This window comes from Mesobacillus boroniphilus, from assembly GCF_018424685.1.
Lineage (GTDB): Bacteria > Bacillota > Bacilli > Bacillales > Cytobacillaceae > Mesobacillus > Mesobacillus boroniphilus_A.
Genome location: NZ_QTKX01000002.1, coordinates 875,363 through 889,975 on the forward strand (window position 1 = coordinate 875,363; position 14,613 = coordinate 889,975).

The 14,613-nt window shown below is 43.1% G+C and carries 16 protein-coding genes; 14 read left to right on the forward strand and 2 right to left on the reverse strand.

Features of this window, described 5'->3' with window-relative positions; translation table 11 throughout:
- Positions 1-87: 87 nt before the first annotated feature.
- Both galU and DYI25_RS17160 read left to right on the forward strand, forming a co-directional pair.
- Positions 88-984, forward strand: a complete 897-nt coding sequence (gene galU, locus DYI25_RS17155; protein ID WP_213371083.1) for a UTP--glucose-1-phosphate uridylyltransferase GalU — start codon at positions 88-90, stop codon at positions 982-984.
- A 1-nt stretch (position 985) separates the two neighbouring features.
- On the forward strand, positions 986-2,311 hold the full coding sequence (locus DYI25_RS17160) for a UDP-glucose dehydrogenase family protein (RefSeq protein ID WP_213371290.1): 1,326 nt from the start codon (positions 986-988) through the stop codon (positions 2,309-2,311).
- 43 nt (positions 2,312-2,354) lie between these two features.
- Here the strand turns inward: DYI25_RS17160 and DYI25_RS22640 are convergent, their stop codons facing one another.
- The gene (locus tag DYI25_RS22640) at positions 2,355-2,489 is read right to left on the reverse strand and encodes a hypothetical protein (protein ID WP_274609521.1); all 135 of its coding nucleotides are present in this window, start codon (positions 2,487-2,489) and stop codon (positions 2,355-2,357) included.
- 518 nt (positions 2,490-3,007) lie between these two features.
- On the opposite strand from DYI25_RS22640, the gene DYI25_RS17165 reads away from it, so the two are divergent.
- The 4 genes from DYI25_RS17165 to cydS all read left to right on the forward strand — a co-directional run bounded on the left by DYI25_RS17165 (position 3,008) and on the right by cydS (position 6,416).
- On the forward strand, positions 3,008-3,655 hold the full coding sequence (locus DYI25_RS17165) for a phosphatase PAP2 family protein (RefSeq protein WP_342032532.1): 648 nt from the start codon (positions 3,008-3,010) through the stop codon (positions 3,653-3,655).
- A 282-nt stretch (positions 3,656-3,937) separates the two neighbouring features.
- Positions 3,938-5,284 (forward strand): cytochrome ubiquinol oxidase subunit I, encoded by a 1,347-nt coding sequence (locus DYI25_RS17170; protein ID WP_213371085.1) that lies wholly within the window; start codon positions 3,938-3,940, stop codon positions 5,282-5,284.
- A complete protein-coding gene (locus DYI25_RS17175) occupies positions 5,281-6,306 on the forward strand; it encodes a cytochrome d ubiquinol oxidase subunit II (RefSeq protein ID WP_213371087.1) in 1,026 nt (341 codons plus the stop codon). Before DYI25_RS17170 ends, DYI25_RS17175 begins: the two co-directional genes overlap by 4 nt.
- 11 nt (positions 6,307-6,317) lie before the next feature.
- Positions 6,318-6,416, forward strand: a complete 99-nt coding sequence (gene cydS, locus DYI25_RS22810; protein WP_425374529.1) for a cytochrome bd oxidase small subunit CydS — start codon at positions 6,318-6,320, stop codon at positions 6,414-6,416.
- A gap of 47 nt (positions 6,417-6,463) precedes the next feature.
- Here cydS and DYI25_RS17180 read toward each other — a convergent pair whose 3' ends face one another.
- Positions 6,464-6,787, reverse strand: a complete 324-nt coding sequence (locus DYI25_RS17180) for a BC1872 family protein (RefSeq protein WP_213371089.1) — start codon at positions 6,785-6,787, stop codon at positions 6,464-6,466.
- Positions 6,788-6,948: 161 nt separating this feature from the next.
- Here DYI25_RS17180 and DYI25_RS22645 point away from each other — a divergent pair, with 161 nt between their 5' ends.
- From DYI25_RS22645 to DYI25_RS17215, 8 genes are all read left to right on the forward strand, one after another.
- Positions 6,949-7,077, forward strand: coding sequence for a hypothetical protein (locus DYI25_RS22645; protein ID WP_274609522.1), 129 nt, complete (start codon positions 6,949-6,951; stop codon positions 7,075-7,077).
- A 513-nt stretch (positions 7,078-7,590) separates the two neighbouring features.
- Positions 7,591-9,192 (forward strand): ATP-binding protein, encoded by a 1,602-nt coding sequence (locus DYI25_RS17185; RefSeq protein WP_213371091.1) that lies wholly within the window; start codon positions 7,591-7,593, stop codon positions 9,190-9,192.
- 44 nt (positions 9,193-9,236) lie between these two features.
- Positions 9,237-9,908, forward strand: a complete 672-nt coding sequence (locus DYI25_RS17190; RefSeq protein ID WP_213371294.1) for a response regulator — start codon at positions 9,237-9,239, stop codon at positions 9,906-9,908.
- Positions 9,909-10,108: 200 nt separating this feature from the next.
- Positions 10,109-11,119: a tripartite tricarboxylate transporter substrate-binding protein gene (locus tag DYI25_RS17195; protein ID WP_213371093.1), complete on the forward strand. Its 1,011-nt coding sequence runs from the start codon at positions 10,109-10,111 to the stop codon at positions 11,117-11,119.
- Positions 11,120-11,207: 88 nt separating this feature from the next.
- Positions 11,208-11,666, forward strand: coding sequence for a tripartite tricarboxylate transporter TctB family protein (locus DYI25_RS17200; RefSeq protein WP_213371095.1), 459 nt, complete (start codon positions 11,208-11,210; stop codon positions 11,664-11,666).
- Between the two features lie 14 nt (positions 11,667-11,680).
- Positions 11,681-13,192 carry a tripartite tricarboxylate transporter permease gene (locus tag DYI25_RS17205; RefSeq protein WP_213371097.1) on the forward strand — a complete coding sequence of 504 codons (1,512 nt, stop codon included), beginning with the start codon at positions 11,681-11,683 and terminating at the stop codon, positions 13,190-13,192.
- A gap of 155 nt (positions 13,193-13,347) precedes the next feature.
- On the forward strand, positions 13,348-13,590 hold the full coding sequence (locus tag DYI25_RS17210) for a hypothetical protein (RefSeq protein WP_213371099.1): 243 nt from the start codon (positions 13,348-13,350) through the stop codon (positions 13,588-13,590).
- A 109-nt stretch (positions 13,591-13,699) separates the two neighbouring features.
- On the forward strand, positions 13,700-14,422 hold the full coding sequence (locus DYI25_RS17215) for a C39 family peptidase (RefSeq protein ID WP_213371101.1): 723 nt from the start codon (positions 13,700-13,702) through the stop codon (positions 14,420-14,422).
- Positions 14,423-14,613: the final 191 nt, after the last annotated feature.

A 14,613-nucleotide genomic window follows, 5' to 3' on the forward strand; every position in this document is an offset into this window, starting at 1 on the left:
TCTATTTTTGAATTGGTAGGCCATTAACGTGTCGGGAGCTTGACCTTTTGAATATAAAAGACTATGGAATTCAAAAGGAGGCAGCATATGAAAATCCGAAAAGCGATTATCCCGGCAGCCGGACTCGGGACAAGATTTTTACCGGCAACAAAAGCACAGCCTAAGGAAATGCTGCCGATCGTTGATAAGCCGACAATCCAATATATCGTAGAGGAAGCAGTTGCCTCAGGGATCGAGGAAATCATTATCATCATCGGCAGGGGAAAAAGATCAATAGAGGATCATTTTGATAAATCATATGAACTAGAAGATGCGTTATTAAGAAAGAATAAGCTTGCTATTTTAGAAGAGGTCCAAAAGATATCAAGCCTGGCAAATATCTATTATGTCCGGCAAAAAGAACCGATGGGCCTGGGCCACGCTATCCTTTGTGCCCAGAGTTTTATTGGAAATGAACCGTTTGCTGTGATGCTAGGAGACGATATTGTGATGTCTGATACGCCGTGCCTGAAGCAAATAATCGATGTTTTTAAATACTGCAACAGTTCTGTTATAGCGATTCAAAGTGTGCCTGACAGTGATGTCAGTAAATATGGAATCATCAAACCGAAAGGGGCAAACCTTGAACCGAACTTGTTTTATATTGATTCGCTGATAGAAAAGCCTGAAAAAGAAGAGGCTCCATCTAATTATGCGATCATGGGCCGTTATGTTCTAAGGCCGGAAATATTCGATGTACTCTCAAAGCTGCCAGCAGGTCGTGGAGGAGAAATTCAGCTGACAGATGCAATCAATGAGCTTAATAAACGGCAGGCAGTCCTGGCATACAACTTCGAGGGTAAGCGATATGATATCGGGGATAAAATCGGTTTCATCAAGGCAACGGTTGATTTCGCACTGCAAAGGGAAGATACAAGGGACGATGTCATTGATTATTTGAAAGATGTGTACGACATGCCGGGCATGAAGAGAGAGAGTGACTGACATGAAGGTCGCTGTACTTGGAACAGGATATGTCGGACTGTCCACAGGAATCTGCCTGGCGGAAATCGGCCACAATGTGATTTGTATAGACATTGATGAAAGGAAAATAAATACCCTTAAGGAAGGAAAGTCCCCGATCTATGAACCCGGTCTTGAAGAACTTCTCATTAAAAATTCCTCTGCAGGAAGACTCACTTTTACTACCTCTCACCAGTATGCATTGAACCACGCGGACATTATCATTATCGCCGTCGGTACACCTCAGAGTGACGATGGGCAGGCGGATTTGAGCTTTCTTGAGCGGGCCGCAAAGGACCTCGCTGAAAATATCGTCCGGGATTCGATTGTCGTGGTTAAAAGCACGGTGCCCGTGGGCACGAATGAATATTTGAAACAGCTGTTACTAGGGCAGCTGAAAAATAAGGTTGAGATTAAGATGGTCTCCAACCCAGAGTTTCTACGGCAAGGGTCAGCCATTCAGGATACCTTGAAAGCGGACAGGATTATCATAGGCTCTGACGATGCGGGTGCTTCTGAAATAATCCAGGAAATGTATCGGCCGCTGAACGTTCCGTTTTTATTGACGGATGTAAGAAGCGCCGAAATGATCAAATACGCCTCCAATGCTTTTTTGGCAACGAAGATCAGCTTTATCAATGGAATCGCCAATCTTTGTGAAGCCGTAGGAGCAGACGTGGAAGATGTAGCGAAAGGGATGGGCTACGATAAGAGGATTGGATCAGCCTTTTTAAAGGCCGGAATAGGATACGGAGGCTCTTGTTTTCCGAAGGATGTAAAAGCACTGCTGCATACATCAAAGGAGCAAGGGATTCCTTTTTCCTTATTAGAAGAGACTATTGCCATCAATGATCATCAGCAAGAGCTGCTTGTAGGTAAGGCGCTGAAACGACTCGGAGAATTGAAGGGGAAGAAAATCGCCATGCTTGGCCTTTCCTTCAAGCCAGAAACGGATGACATGAGAGATGCACCGTCGATAAAAATTGCACATGCCTTAACTGCAGGAGGTGCTGAGGTTACAGCCTACGACCCAGTTGCATCCGGCAATGCAAGAAAGGTCATCGGTGAGGTCATCACCTACGTGGACTCAGCATTTGAAGCGGCAAAAGGAGCAGATGCGCTGTTTATTGTCACAGAGTGGGAAGAGTTCAGACAGTTAGAATTCGAAGCACTATTGGATGTCATGAAGCAGAGAATTATCTTTGACGGCAGGAACTGTTTAGATGAAGCAGCTCTTCAGGAATGCTCGCCAATTGAATATTATCCAGTCGGGAGGCCGGCGGTTATTATGAAAGATAAGAAAGTTTAAAATTCACTTCGAGAATTGTCCAGCTCCAGCGCTTAGCCAGTTTTCATCCCTGATAGTGCTTCCTCGAGTATCTTGCGAGAAGCGTTACCTTTGAGCAGCTCGAGTCGCTTGTCCAGCTGCGGCTCCTAACTCCTCGAGACGCTTCGGTCCTGCCAATGAAGTCAAAGAGCGACTTCACAGGCAGGCCCTCCAACGCTTGTCGGAGTTGAGCAGTCGCCTCCGCATTTCGAATTGTCTAGTTGCGCCTCCTAGAAACTCCGAAACTTCAACTCCGGCAGCAGAAGCAAAAAGCGCTTCTTTGTCGGAGGCTCCAGTTTCTGCGTTTCTGGGCAGTCGGCTACACATTTCGATTTGTCCTGTCAATGAAGTCAAAGAACGACTTCACTGCCAGGCCCTCCGCGGCACACGATGTGCTAGACCCGCCAGCCACAGGACAAGGAAAGCATCGAAGCGATTCATCGCACGACCGAAAGCGTTAGCTTTTGGGAGGACGTGGCGTTATAAGGCGGGCAGCGCTTTTCGGGGCTGACCAAGGCGCTTGCGCTCTTCTTAAGGGGAATGATTGAGTTCATTCCTTCTTTTTTTTGTTTGTTATGTTTACTAACTTGTTATTGAGGTAATCATGGCGTGGTTTTTGAAAATGAGGGATCTGGGAATAGTAAGGGTGATTTAAAACATAAGTGGAGGGAACAATTCGTGAAGTTTAATCTCCAGCTTTTAATTGCCTTTTTTGGTTCGTTATTCGGTTTTATCCTTATGTCTTACATGGTACAGGCAGAATATCTTGTTGCGTTCGACCGGGTTGTCATTGATAGGGTGCAGGGGCTCGAAGCGGAAGGGCTGACTGCGGTCATGAAGTTCTTTACCTATATTGGATCCTTAAGATTTATTGTAATTCTGTCCATTCCAATTTTCTTGTTCCTGTTTTATGTCTTAAAACACAGGCTGGAAATCCTGGTTTTCCTGTCTGTAGTTTATATTACTCCGATTCTGAACAGATTACTGAAGCTGTATTTTCATCGCGCACGCCCGGATTTTCATCGGCTCATCGAAATTGGTGGATACAGTTTTCCAAGCGGCCATGCGATGAATGCTTTTTCTTTTTACAGCATCCTTGCTTTCTTGCTCTGGCGCCACGTCCCAACCCGGATAGGGAGAACCGCTGTCATCCTCATCAGCAGTATTATGATCCTTGGTATTGGAATAAGCAGGGTTTATTTAGGAGTACATTATCCAAGTGATATCATTGGAGGTTTTCTTGCCAGCGGCCTATGGGTCGCAGCTGTTATCTGGTTTTTCCAAAGATATAAAGAAAAGCTGGAAATACCGGAGCGAGCGCACTGAGAAAATACCCGTTTTTTTCGTTTCAACCGGCCTGAGAACGGGAATGAAAATGAAAGACGCCGAAATGGATTACATAACATATTTCTCTCACATTTATATTGTATAAAAGAGATGGGCTTAGTGCTTGTACCAAAATGTGATTTAGTGAACAAACTCTCGAGGTGACTTTATGTATAAAAAACAAGAAAAAATGCTTATGTGGCTGGCTTTTATTGTGGCGGCAATCATGGGTCTGTCATTTATCGGACGAATTTTTGCTGGATAGAAAAGGGGAGTTAAAGAATGGGGAATGAAGAATCGGTTTTTTTCAGCCGTGTTTTAACGGAGCTTACATTATCCTTCCATATTATTTATGCCACCATCGGAGTCGGAATACCGCTGATGATCATGATTGCTCAGTGGCTCGGAATCAAGAAGCAGGATGAGCATTATATATTGCTCGCAAGAAGATGGACGCGAGGTTTTGTCATCACCGTGGCGGTCGGAGTTGTGACTGGGACGGCGATTGGTTTGCAGCTGTCCTTATTGTGGCCTAATTTTATGGAACTAGCGGGCAACGTGATCGCTCTTCCGCTTTTCATGGAGACATTCGCATTTTTCTTTGAAGCGATTTTTCTCGGCATTTATTTATATACATGGGACCGGTTTGAAAATCAGAAGAAACATTTGCTGCTATTGATTCCGGTTGCGGTTGGAGCATCCTTTTCAGCCGTGTTCATCACGATCGTGAATGCGTTCATGAATGCGCCGCAAGGCTTTGATCTTGTAAATGGACAACTGGTCAATATTAACCCGGTTCTGGCAATGTTCAATCCTGCGATGCCAACGAAGGTTGCCCATATGCTGGCGACAGCTTATATGACTTCAGCGTTTGTCCTGGCTTCGATTGGCGCATACCGTCTCTTGAAGGGTTCAAATCATATCTATCATAAAAAAGCATTATTTTTAACAATGAAAATTGGACTTATCTTTTCAATTGCCGCTGCTGTCATAGGGGATTTCTCTGGTAAATACCTCGCAGAATACCAGCCGGAAAAGCTGGCAGCAGCCGAGTGGCACTTTGAGACACATGAGGGAGCGCCACTGATGCTGTATGGTGTTCTTGATGACGGAGAAGTAAAATATGCGCTTAAAATTCCTTACGCACTCAGTATTTTGGCTCACAGCAATCCAAACGCCGAAGTCATTGGCCTGAATGAATTTTCTGAAGACGAGATCCCGCCTTTGTATATTCATTATTTATTTGATGGAATGGTGACCATCGGGATGTGGATGTCGGCCCTTTCACTGGTCTATGTCGTGGGTGTGTGGATGAAATGGAGTTTCATCAGAACAAGGTGGTACCGCTGGCTGATCGTCTTCGGTGGACCGTTGTCCATGCTTGCGATTGAACTAGGCTGGTGGTTCGCTGAAGTCGGGAGGCAGCCATGGATTCTTCGAGGAATCATGAAGGTTGAAGATGCGGCAACTACAAGTGGACAGGTCGATTTAATGCTGCTACTGTTTGCAGGTTTATACTTGATTCTTGCCATTGGCAGCACCGTTGTATTAACAAGGATGTTTCGGAAAAATACAGTTGAACAGGAACTGGAAGACAGGGAATTGGAGAAGGAAGGTGAGTTTCGATGACACTTGAAATAATAGGGATTTCGGTTCTTTGGCTCTTTCTATTTGGGTATGTCATCGTCGCCTCCATCGATTTCGGAGCAGGTTTTTTCAATGCATACAGCCTGTTCAGAGGAAAGCAGCATATCCTGACAGGGATTATCCAGCGTTATTTATCGCCTGTTTGGGAAGTCACGAATGTATTTCTTGTGTTTTTCTTCGTAGGAATTGTCGGGTTCTTTCCTAAAACAGCTTATTACTACGGAACAATCCTGCTAGTTCCGGCTAGCATTGGAGTTGTTTTGCTCGCCATTCGCGGAGCTTATTATGCTTTCACCACTTACGGTGGATTGAAGCACAAGAGATATACGTATTTATATGGACTTACTGGCTTGTTCATCCCTGCCTCCTTATCGATCGTACTGACGATTTCAGAGGGGGGCTTTGTCGAAGAGACTGCATCGGGGGTAGAGCTAGACTATTGGTCCCTGTTTACCAGTCCATTGACATGGAGCATAGTTGTCCTGAGTCTGGCCGCAGTTCTATATATATCTGCAGTTTTTTTAACGTGGTATGCGAATAAGGCCCAGGATGAACCTGCTACAGAGTTGTTGCGGAAATATGCCCTGATTTGGTCTGTACCTGCGATCGTGACGGCGACAGGCATCATCGTTGAACTGAAGGACCACAACCCCGAGCACTACAGCAGGCTGGTTGATTTATGGTGGTTGTTTGGCATTTCCTTTATCCTGTTTGTGGGGACAGTGTACCTGATTGGGAAACGCAAGGCATATGGAGTTGCGTTCGGGCTATTGACCGGCCAATTCTTTGTTGCCTTTTTTGCTTATGGAATTTCCCATTACCCGTATCTGTTATATCCCTTTCTCAGCATATACGACAGCTTTACAAATGAAGCGATGGCGGTTGCCCTGATCATCGCGTTCATTGCAGGGCTGGGGCTTCTGCTTCCGTCACTGTACTTGCTGCTAAGATTGTTTTTATTTAATAATGACTATGTCCAGGGGAAAAGGAACGATCATGCATAGGAGGTTGGAAAATGGCAGAATTCACAATGTTTTATGCTCCTTTCATTGTCATTATCGCATCGATTGTCGCGTCATTTTGGCTGGCAGGCAAGGATGAAAAGGTGGAGTGAATTTAAAAGAACTGCCATCCAGACTAAGGATGGCAGCTCTTTTGAAATTATGAAAGCTTGCGCCATAATGACGTACTAGACACTACTGAGTCATTTTCAATGATGGTATAGGCAGCATTTGTGATTGCTTCAGGTAAATTTGCTCCCGTACCTTTGAATTGGTTAAAAGCGGCCTCGGAAACTCCATTAGATGAGAAGCTGTATCCCAATTTCTCCAGTCTCTCGACAACTAGCATCGCATGTACAAGGTTTTGCTCCGGCTGGAATTCGGAATCATTGATAAATACGCCTTTATCATAATCATACCAGCGATCCCACCTATTAAGCTTCCAACCCAAAATCCTCCGTGCAATTGCATCCGTTTTAGTCATGTATTTCTACCTCTCCCTTCATTCATTTTTCACTGATTGTTATATAACAGATTATTTAATAAAATTATATTACATAACAGATTGGAAGTGCAATAACAAAGATTTAATTTCTGATATTTTATTTTGAAAAATTGCGCATCTTAAAACTGGGGGTGACAAACATGAATGAAAAAGAAATCAGCCAGCCAAATGTAAGGCTGGGCGGAAAAATCGCTAAGGAAAAAGGCCGCAGGAATGGTGAGTTAGGCAATGACCAGGATATCAATTCTGGCAAAAGCCGTAAAAAATAAGAAAGAGGGATGACCATGACAAATCGTAATGATAACCGCGAACGTAAAAATAAGTATCCTAACAATAAAGAGAGAAATATATCCAAAGATGTGAATATTCGAAGCGAAATGACCCAAAAGGATCTGAAGGAATAAAACAGGAAGGGGATATCCCCTTCCTGGCCTGTGATTTTTAGGCGATCTAGTGGACGATTCTTTACTCTTCTAGCGATGGAATACTCGTTTCTAGTCTCTTTTTTCTTCCCAATAGCCACAAATTCTGGCTCAAAGCCAATTCTTTCTACGACAATATCCCCTATGTCTCCCATAAACGGATCCCAATCAATAACCTACTTGGAATCACCAGGATCCCGGCGGTATTAACTGCAAAACTGCTATGAAAAACAGTGTTGGTGATAGTAAAAAATAAATTAGGATAGAACCTGGTTTTAATCTTGATAGATTAGGGTGACAATAATGATGAAAATTATTAGAATATTAATAGATTTATAATAATTTTTTACCGGGGGAGTCATGAAACGGAAAAAACTTCCAATGTCCCTGCAAACAAAGATCATTGGCTCAAATATTGTTAATACGGTGTTTATCATCTTTATTTTCCTTGTTATTTCATTGGTTATTGAATATAAACAGGTCGAAAAGCAGAGAGGGAACCAGGCTCTTCAATTGGCAAAGACAGTAGCATCCATGCCTACCGTGATTTCGGCATTTGAGCATGAAGATCCCTCTAAAACGCTTCAGCCTCTCATGAATAAAATCAAAAGGGAAACCGGGGCGCAATTCATTGTTGTCGGCAATACGGATGGAATCAGGTATGCGCATCCAGATGAGAAGAAACTTGGATTGTCGATGGTTGGAGGAGATAACAGCCCTGCTTTAAAAGGTGAATTTTATATATCAAAGGCGGAGGGTTCGCTTGGCCAGTCAATCAGGGGAAAGGGCCCCATCCGAAATCAGCAAGGGGAGATAGTCGGCATCGTCTCAGTTGGCTATATGATCGCTGACCTCCAGGAGGACGCTTATCAGCGAGGAAAAGAGATTGGTTTCATTTCATTAATTGTCGTGATCATCGGTATGATCGCAAGCTATCTTTTGGCTAAAAATATCCGAAGGACAACATTAGGTCTGGAGCCTCATGAAATGACGTCTTTATACCTTGAGAGGAATGCAATTCTTTATTCGATAAAAGAAGGCATTATCTCAGTTGATAAAGATGGTTATATTACAATGATCAATCAATCTGCTAAGGAACTATTAGATATAAAAGAAGACAGCCTAAATCAGAAAATAGAAACCATAATACCCAATACCGGTGTCTATCGTGTACTTGAAACAGGAAAGCCTGACCGTGATCATGAAATCACATTGAGAAATAGAGATATGATCATCAATCGAACTCCAATTATTGAAAATGGCGAAGTAATCGGGGTAGTATCAACATTTCGGGATAAAACGGAAATCAATAAAATGCTCGAAACTTTGACAGAAGTGCAAAGGTATTCTGAGGATTTACGGGCACAAACACATGAATTTTCCAACAAGCTTTATGTGCTCTCAGGTTTGCTCCAATTGGGCAAGCATGATGAGGCAATTGAAATGATCCAGGCAGAATCGGAAGTTCATGAAAATCAAAACAAGATTATTTTTGACCAAATCTTTGATACGAAAATCCAGGCATTATTATTAGGTAAACTGGGAAAAGCCTCTGAGAAAAAAATTCAGTTCATCATTGATGAGAATAGCAGTATGGGTCCCCTTCCGGCACATATTCCCTATACAGATGTAATATCGATCCTCGGGAACTTGATTGATAATGCCCTCGATGCAGTAGAAGGGAATAAAGCAGGTGAGGTTACATTCTTCGCAATTGATCTAGGTGAGGACTTGATCATTGAAGTATATGACAATGGACCTGGGATTTCAGTCAATGAAACGGAAAAAATATTTGAAACAGGCTTTTCTACCAAAGGTGAAGAAAATCGGGGCTACGGCCTGGCCATTGTGAAGCAGGCAATTGACAAACTTAATGGAAATATCGAGGTTGAATCTAGACCAGGCAAAGGATCGATATTGACCGTTTACCTGCCGAAAAAAAGGCATAATGTTGCAAATTAGGGACTATAGGAAGATAGAGAACACAGGGAGAAGGGGTGATGGTGATGATCAAGGCAGCTATAGCAGAAGATGATTTCAGGGTTGCATCCATTCATGAACAGTTTTTACAGAAAATTGAGGGTATTGCGGTCGTTGGCAAAGCATTGAATGCAAAAGAAGCCATTGAGCTTTTGGAAAGTAAAGAAGTAGATGTGTTATTGCTGGATAATTATCTTCCAGATCGTAACGGTGTATCAATGCTGCCAGTTTTAAGAAAAAGGTTCGAGAATTTGGATATTATCTTGATCACTGCTTCGACTGAACGGAAAGTAGTGGAACCTTCCATACGCAATGGAGTGGTTGATTACATAGTAAAGCCAGTTACTTTTGAACGATTCAAGGAAGCTCTGGAGAAGGTGGTTAGGCGCAGGGTACTAATGGAATCAAACGAGGAATTTAATCAGGCAGTAATCGACCAGGTATTGACCGGCGGGCAAGCTGGCGAAGAGACCAATTTTCTGCCAAAAGGAATCGACCCATTAACGCTGGGAAAAGTAGAGGATACATTGAGTTCCCTTTCAAGTGGCATTAACGCAGAGGATTTGAGTGAGCATTTAGGCGCGTCAAGAACCACAGCCAGAAGGTATTTGGAGTATTTAATTTCTGTCGGGAAGGCAAGGGCTGAACTGGAATACGGGATAGTTGGAAGGCCTGAGCGAAAATACTATTTGGTTTGATGCATCTCCTGTGAAGGGAGATGTTTTTTTGTATAAACATTTCAATACTGGCATTCCTATTTGGACCTCCGTGAACAAAATGAACAAAATAGCCAAAAAGATTTTTATGGAAGTAAAATTGTAAACGGTTACAATTTGATTATTCTGAATTAACATAGCATTTAGGATGGAAGAATGATCTTTATAAAGGGGGAAACAAAATGAAAAAGTTTTTAGCGACGGCTGCGGCGTTCACGATGCTGTTCGCAGCAGGATGTTCGAACCAGTCTTCTGGCGACGGCAATGCAACAGGGGAAAATGGAGAATGGAAACCGACTCAACCAATTGAAATTACGGCTCCAGCTGGACCAGGCGGCGGTTGGGATACAACAGCACGTATGGCTTCACAGGTTTTCGAACAGGAGAAAATCATTGACAAGCGTTTACCGGTTGTCAATAAAGCTGGTGGAGGCGGAGCGATTGGCTGGGCTTATATCGCCGGTAAAAAAGACAGCGAGCACAATATGTTTGTTGCATCGCCGCCATTAATTTTAGTGCCTTTAAATGGACAATCTGAATATGGATATGAAGACTTCACACCGCTTGCGAACGTAATTGCAGACTACGGTGCATTCGTTGTTAAAGCCGATGCGAAGTGGGATAACCTGAATGACCTATTTGAAGATATGAAAAAGGATCCTGCAAGCGTCAGCGTTATTGGAACTTCATCACCGGGCAGTATGGACCATATGCAGTTTGTCAAGATTGCTAAGGCCGCTGGCGTTGATGTAACTAAAATCAAGTATATTTCTGACCCGGATGCTGGTGGTTTAACGGCTGTATTGAATGGAAGTGTGGATGTTTATACAACAGGTGTAGCAGAAACGATTGAACAAGTAAAAGCAGGGAAAATCAAGGTTCTCGGTATCACTGCTGAGGAAAGATTAGAAGGAGAAGTCTTATCGGACTTCCTAACAGCCAAGGAACAGGGGATTGATGAAACGTTTGTAAACTGGAGAGGCTTCTTCGGACCTCCGGGGATGGATCCAGCAGCTGTTAAATACTATGAAGAAAAATTCAAAGAGTTAAGCAACTCTCCTGCATGGGATGAAATCCGCAAGAAGTATGGATGGGGAGAACTTTACATGGATAGCGAAGAGTACAGCGAGTTCTTGAAAAAAGAAGCGGAAGACATGAAAGAGCTTCTTGAAGAGCTAGGGTTGTCACGCTAACTTCCAGTCTGAATAAAAGGAAACTTATCGGAAGATAGAGCAGATTCGCCTGTTCTATCTTTCATTCTATTAGAAGAGGTGACCATCATTGCTTATAAGGATCAATCAAAAAGTTGCCGTTATCCTGGCAATTCTAGCAGGCTTCTATTTGCTATTAAGCTATAATCTGCCGAAATACCCTAATGCCATAATCGATGCGGATGTTGTGCCAAAGGGTCTAGGCTTTCTTTTGCTGTTTTTCGCTGTCATTCTATATTTAGATAAAAAAGAAGAGACTGAAGCGGAAAAGTTAAAGCGTACAATCACCAAAGAGAATGTAATGTTGTTATTAGCCGTTCTTGCTTTCATATTAATCTACATTTTCCTATTAGAAATCATTGGCTTTTTAATCATGACTGCTTTGTTTATTTTTGGATGCTCATTATTCCTTGGGTACAGAAAGCATGTAACGAACGCCATAGTTTCGGTTGTATTTTCGTTAGTTATTTATGGACTTTTCAACTATCTTTTGAAAATAAATCTGCCAGCAGGAATTATCCCGTTGTAAAAGGAGGGTAGAGCATGGATGCATTTCAGGGTTTAATGTCAGGATTTCAAGTAGCATTTAGTTTACAGGGAATTTTATTTGTATTTATCGGTGTTTTTGTAGGTACATTCATCGGAATGATGCCAGGATTGGGACCAATCAGTGCAATCGCAATCATGATCCCAATCACTTATAGTATGGATCCGACGGTAGCATTGGTTATGATGGCCGGGGTTTATTATGGAGCCATCTTTGGAGGTTCTAGTTCTTCAATCCTCTTGAACGCACCTGGTGTTGCCGGGACGGTTGCAACTGCCTTTGATGGTTATCCAATGGCACAGCAGGGGAAAGCAGGTAAGGCACTCGCGATTGCTGCAATTGCCTCTTTTACAGGGGGAACAGTCAGCGTCATTTTATTAATGTTATTTACGCCAATCCTCTCGGCTGTCGCGGTTTCGTTTGGGCCAGCTGAATATTTCGCCTTGATGTTTTTGGGTTTGACAGCCATATCAAGTTTGTCAGATGGCTCGACAATCAAGGCATTTATATCGGCTACACTAGGATTTATCGTTGTAACCATTGGGATTGACAGTCAGACAGGAACGAGCCGGTTCACGTTCGGGAACCCGAATCTTCTCGAGGGTATCGACTTCCTGGTCATCGCATTGGGTTTATTTGCTCTGGCTGAGGTCACTACACTCATCTTGAACCGAAAAGATAATTCTATGAGTGACAATAAAGAGATTGGCAGCCTGCGTCTGTCTAAGCAGGATGTCAAGGAAATGAGCGGGCCGATGGCAAGGCAATCCTTCCTGGGCTTCCTCATCGGTGTCTTGCCAGGAGCGGGAGCAACGATCGCTTCCTTTATTGCTTATATTACGGAAAAGAAGCTGGCGAAAAAGCCAGAAGAATTCGGGAAGGGTTCAATCAAAGGACTTGCTGCACCTGAAACAGCCAATAATGCAGCTACTGGAGGAGCATTCGTGCCACTTCTCAGCCTGGGAATTCCAGGTTCGGGTACAACAGCCGTTCTATTGGGAGCATTTTTAGTTTTAGGCGTTCAGCCGGGTCCACTATTGATACAGGATCGTCCTGAAGTATTCTGGGGGATTATCGCCAGTATGTATATCGGGAATATTTTTCTATTAATCCTGAACCTTCCGTTGATCCCTTACATCGCCAGGGTACTCAGGATTCCTAGGCCGCTATTGATCTCACTAGTGATCATTTTCAGCTTGATTGGGGTATATGCCATAAGCTTCAACACATTTGATTTGTACATGTTAGTCGCATTTGGAATCATTGGATTCCTGATGAGGATGTTCTCGTTTCCAGCGGCCCCATTCATCCTCGCTTTTATCCTTGGAGGAATGATGGAGCAAGCCTTCAGGCAAACGTTGACGATTTCAAACGGAAGTCTGGCTATCTTTATGGATAAGCCAATCGCGCTTACACTGATCATTGTAAGCTTGCTGACAATTTTAGTTCCAATGTTTACAGGGCGAAAAAAGCTAAATGCGAAGAACGATGCAGGAAAACCTTTATAATGATGAAAAACTGCAGGCCAGGTGGTTTGCAGTTTTTTTATTCCTTAAGGAAAGGGTTGCTCCAATATTCACCTTATATATATCCTGGGAGAATGTTTATCAGCATCCAGTTGGGTTATAAGTAAATAAGAATTGTAAAAGGAAGGAGTGGCACCATGAAGAAAAGAAACTTATTACTTTCATTCACGTTTGGGACAGGCCTATTGCTTGCCGGTTGCGGAGCCAATGAAGAGCCTCCGCCGGAAGAACAACCTGCCGTTGAGTCAGACGAACATGCTCCTTCAGCACCTGATGGAACCCATGAATTACCGGATGAACCCGAAGAAGGTACAACCGAGAATGACGAGGAATTAACCGAATCGGAAAAGCAGCTCATCGAAGAGTCTGTTGAAGAATAACAGTTTAATGAAAAAACCTTGGAACCGTCATGGTACTAAGGTTTTTTTTATCACTAGAAGGTTAACGTTATAGTTAAAAACACATAAATGCTACAAGGAGAGAAGAACGTTGAGAAAAGCTATTTTACCATTGATCATCATGCTGGCGGGGTGCACTGGAGCTGAAAGTCCTCCTCCTGAATCGGACCCGGCCTCTGGAGGGAAAAAGCAACAAACTGAAACTCAGAACTCAAATGAAAATAGTGAATCAAAAGTGAAACTTGATGCGCCCCATCTATCCCAACTGCCTGAGTTAGAGCGAGGCTGTGAAGTTACGACACTGGCGATGCTATTACAGCATGCGGGCAAGGATGTTGGGAAGATGGAGCTATCAAAGGAAATCGACCGTGTTCCATTTGAAAAAGATGGGCTGAAAGGGCATCCAGCTGAGGGCTTTGTAGGCAATATGAAAACATTGGACGAACCTGGGCTTGGAGTCTATCATGGCCCTGTTGCAAAATTAGGAGAAGAATACCTGCCAGGTAAAATATTAGACCTGACCGGGGAAGAATTTAGCGAAGTAGAAAAACATGTTAAAGATGGCCGGCCCGTATGGGTGCTGGTACCAAGTACATTTGCCGTGGTACCAGAAAAACATTGGGAAACCTGGAATACCAAAAAAGGCAAAGAAAAGATCTCATACAAATGGCATTCGGTCTTGGTCACCGGTTTCGACGACAATAATGTATATGTAAACGATCCGCTTGGAGATAAAAACGATAAGCTCTCAAAAGAAGAGTTCGTAGCAGGCTGGGAGCAGTTCGGAAAACAGGCAATCACTTACAAACCATAACAATGAAAAATGCTGTTCCTTCATCAATGAAAGGAGCAGCATTCTTTCTGACGATCTGTCATCAACTTAAAAATAATGATGTGACCTATAGCCTGCATGAAATAGGCAGCATGTCTAACTTTGTAATTTGATTGAATGAAAAAAAGGAAAGAAATCAGCGACTTCTTTCCTTTTTTTTAACTTAGTTAGTC

Bases quoted from the DNA above. Each gene is read 5' to 3' on its own strand.
- DYI25_RS17190 (WP_213371294.1), top strand. From the start codon at position 9,237: ATGATCAAGGCAGCTATAGCAGAAGATGATTTCAGGGTTGCATCCATT.
- DYI25_RS17195 (WP_213371093.1), top strand. From the start codon at position 10,109: ATGAAAAAGTTTTTAGCGACGGCTGCGGCGTTCACGATGCTGTTCGCA.
- cydS (WP_425374529.1), top strand. From the start codon at position 6,318: ATGGCAGAATTCACAATGTTTTATGCTCCTTTCATTGTCATTATCGCA.
- DYI25_RS17160 (WP_213371290.1), top strand. From the start codon at position 986: ATGAAGGTCGCTGTACTTGGAACAGGATATGTCGGACTGTCCACAGGA.
- DYI25_RS22645 (WP_274609522.1), top strand. From the start codon at position 6,949: ATGAATGAAAAAGAAATCAGCCAGCCAAATGTAAGGCTGGGCGGAAAA.
- DYI25_RS17210 (WP_213371099.1), top strand. From the start codon at position 13,348: ATGAAGAAAAGAAACTTATTACTTTCATTCACGTTTGGGACAGGCCTA.
- galU (WP_213371083.1), top strand. From the start codon at position 88: ATGAAAATCCGAAAAGCGATTATCCCGGCAGCCGGACTCGGGACAAGA.
- DYI25_RS17170 (WP_213371085.1), top strand. From the start codon at position 3,938: ATGGGGAATGAAGAATCGGTTTTTTTCAGCCGTGTTTTAACGGAGCTT.
- DYI25_RS17185 (WP_213371091.1), top strand. From the start codon at position 7,591: ATGAAACGGAAAAAACTTCCAATGTCCCTGCAAACAAAGATCATTGGC.
- DYI25_RS17180 (WP_213371089.1), bottom strand. From the start codon at position 6,787: ATGACTAAAACGGATGCAATTGCACGGAGGATTTTGGGTTGGAAGCTT.
- DYI25_RS17175 (WP_213371087.1), top strand. From the start codon at position 5,281: ATGACACTTGAAATAATAGGGATTTCGGTTCTTTGGCTCTTTCTATTT.
- DYI25_RS17205 (WP_213371097.1), top strand. From the start codon at position 11,681: ATGGATGCATTTCAGGGTTTAATGTCAGGATTTCAAGTAGCATTTAGT.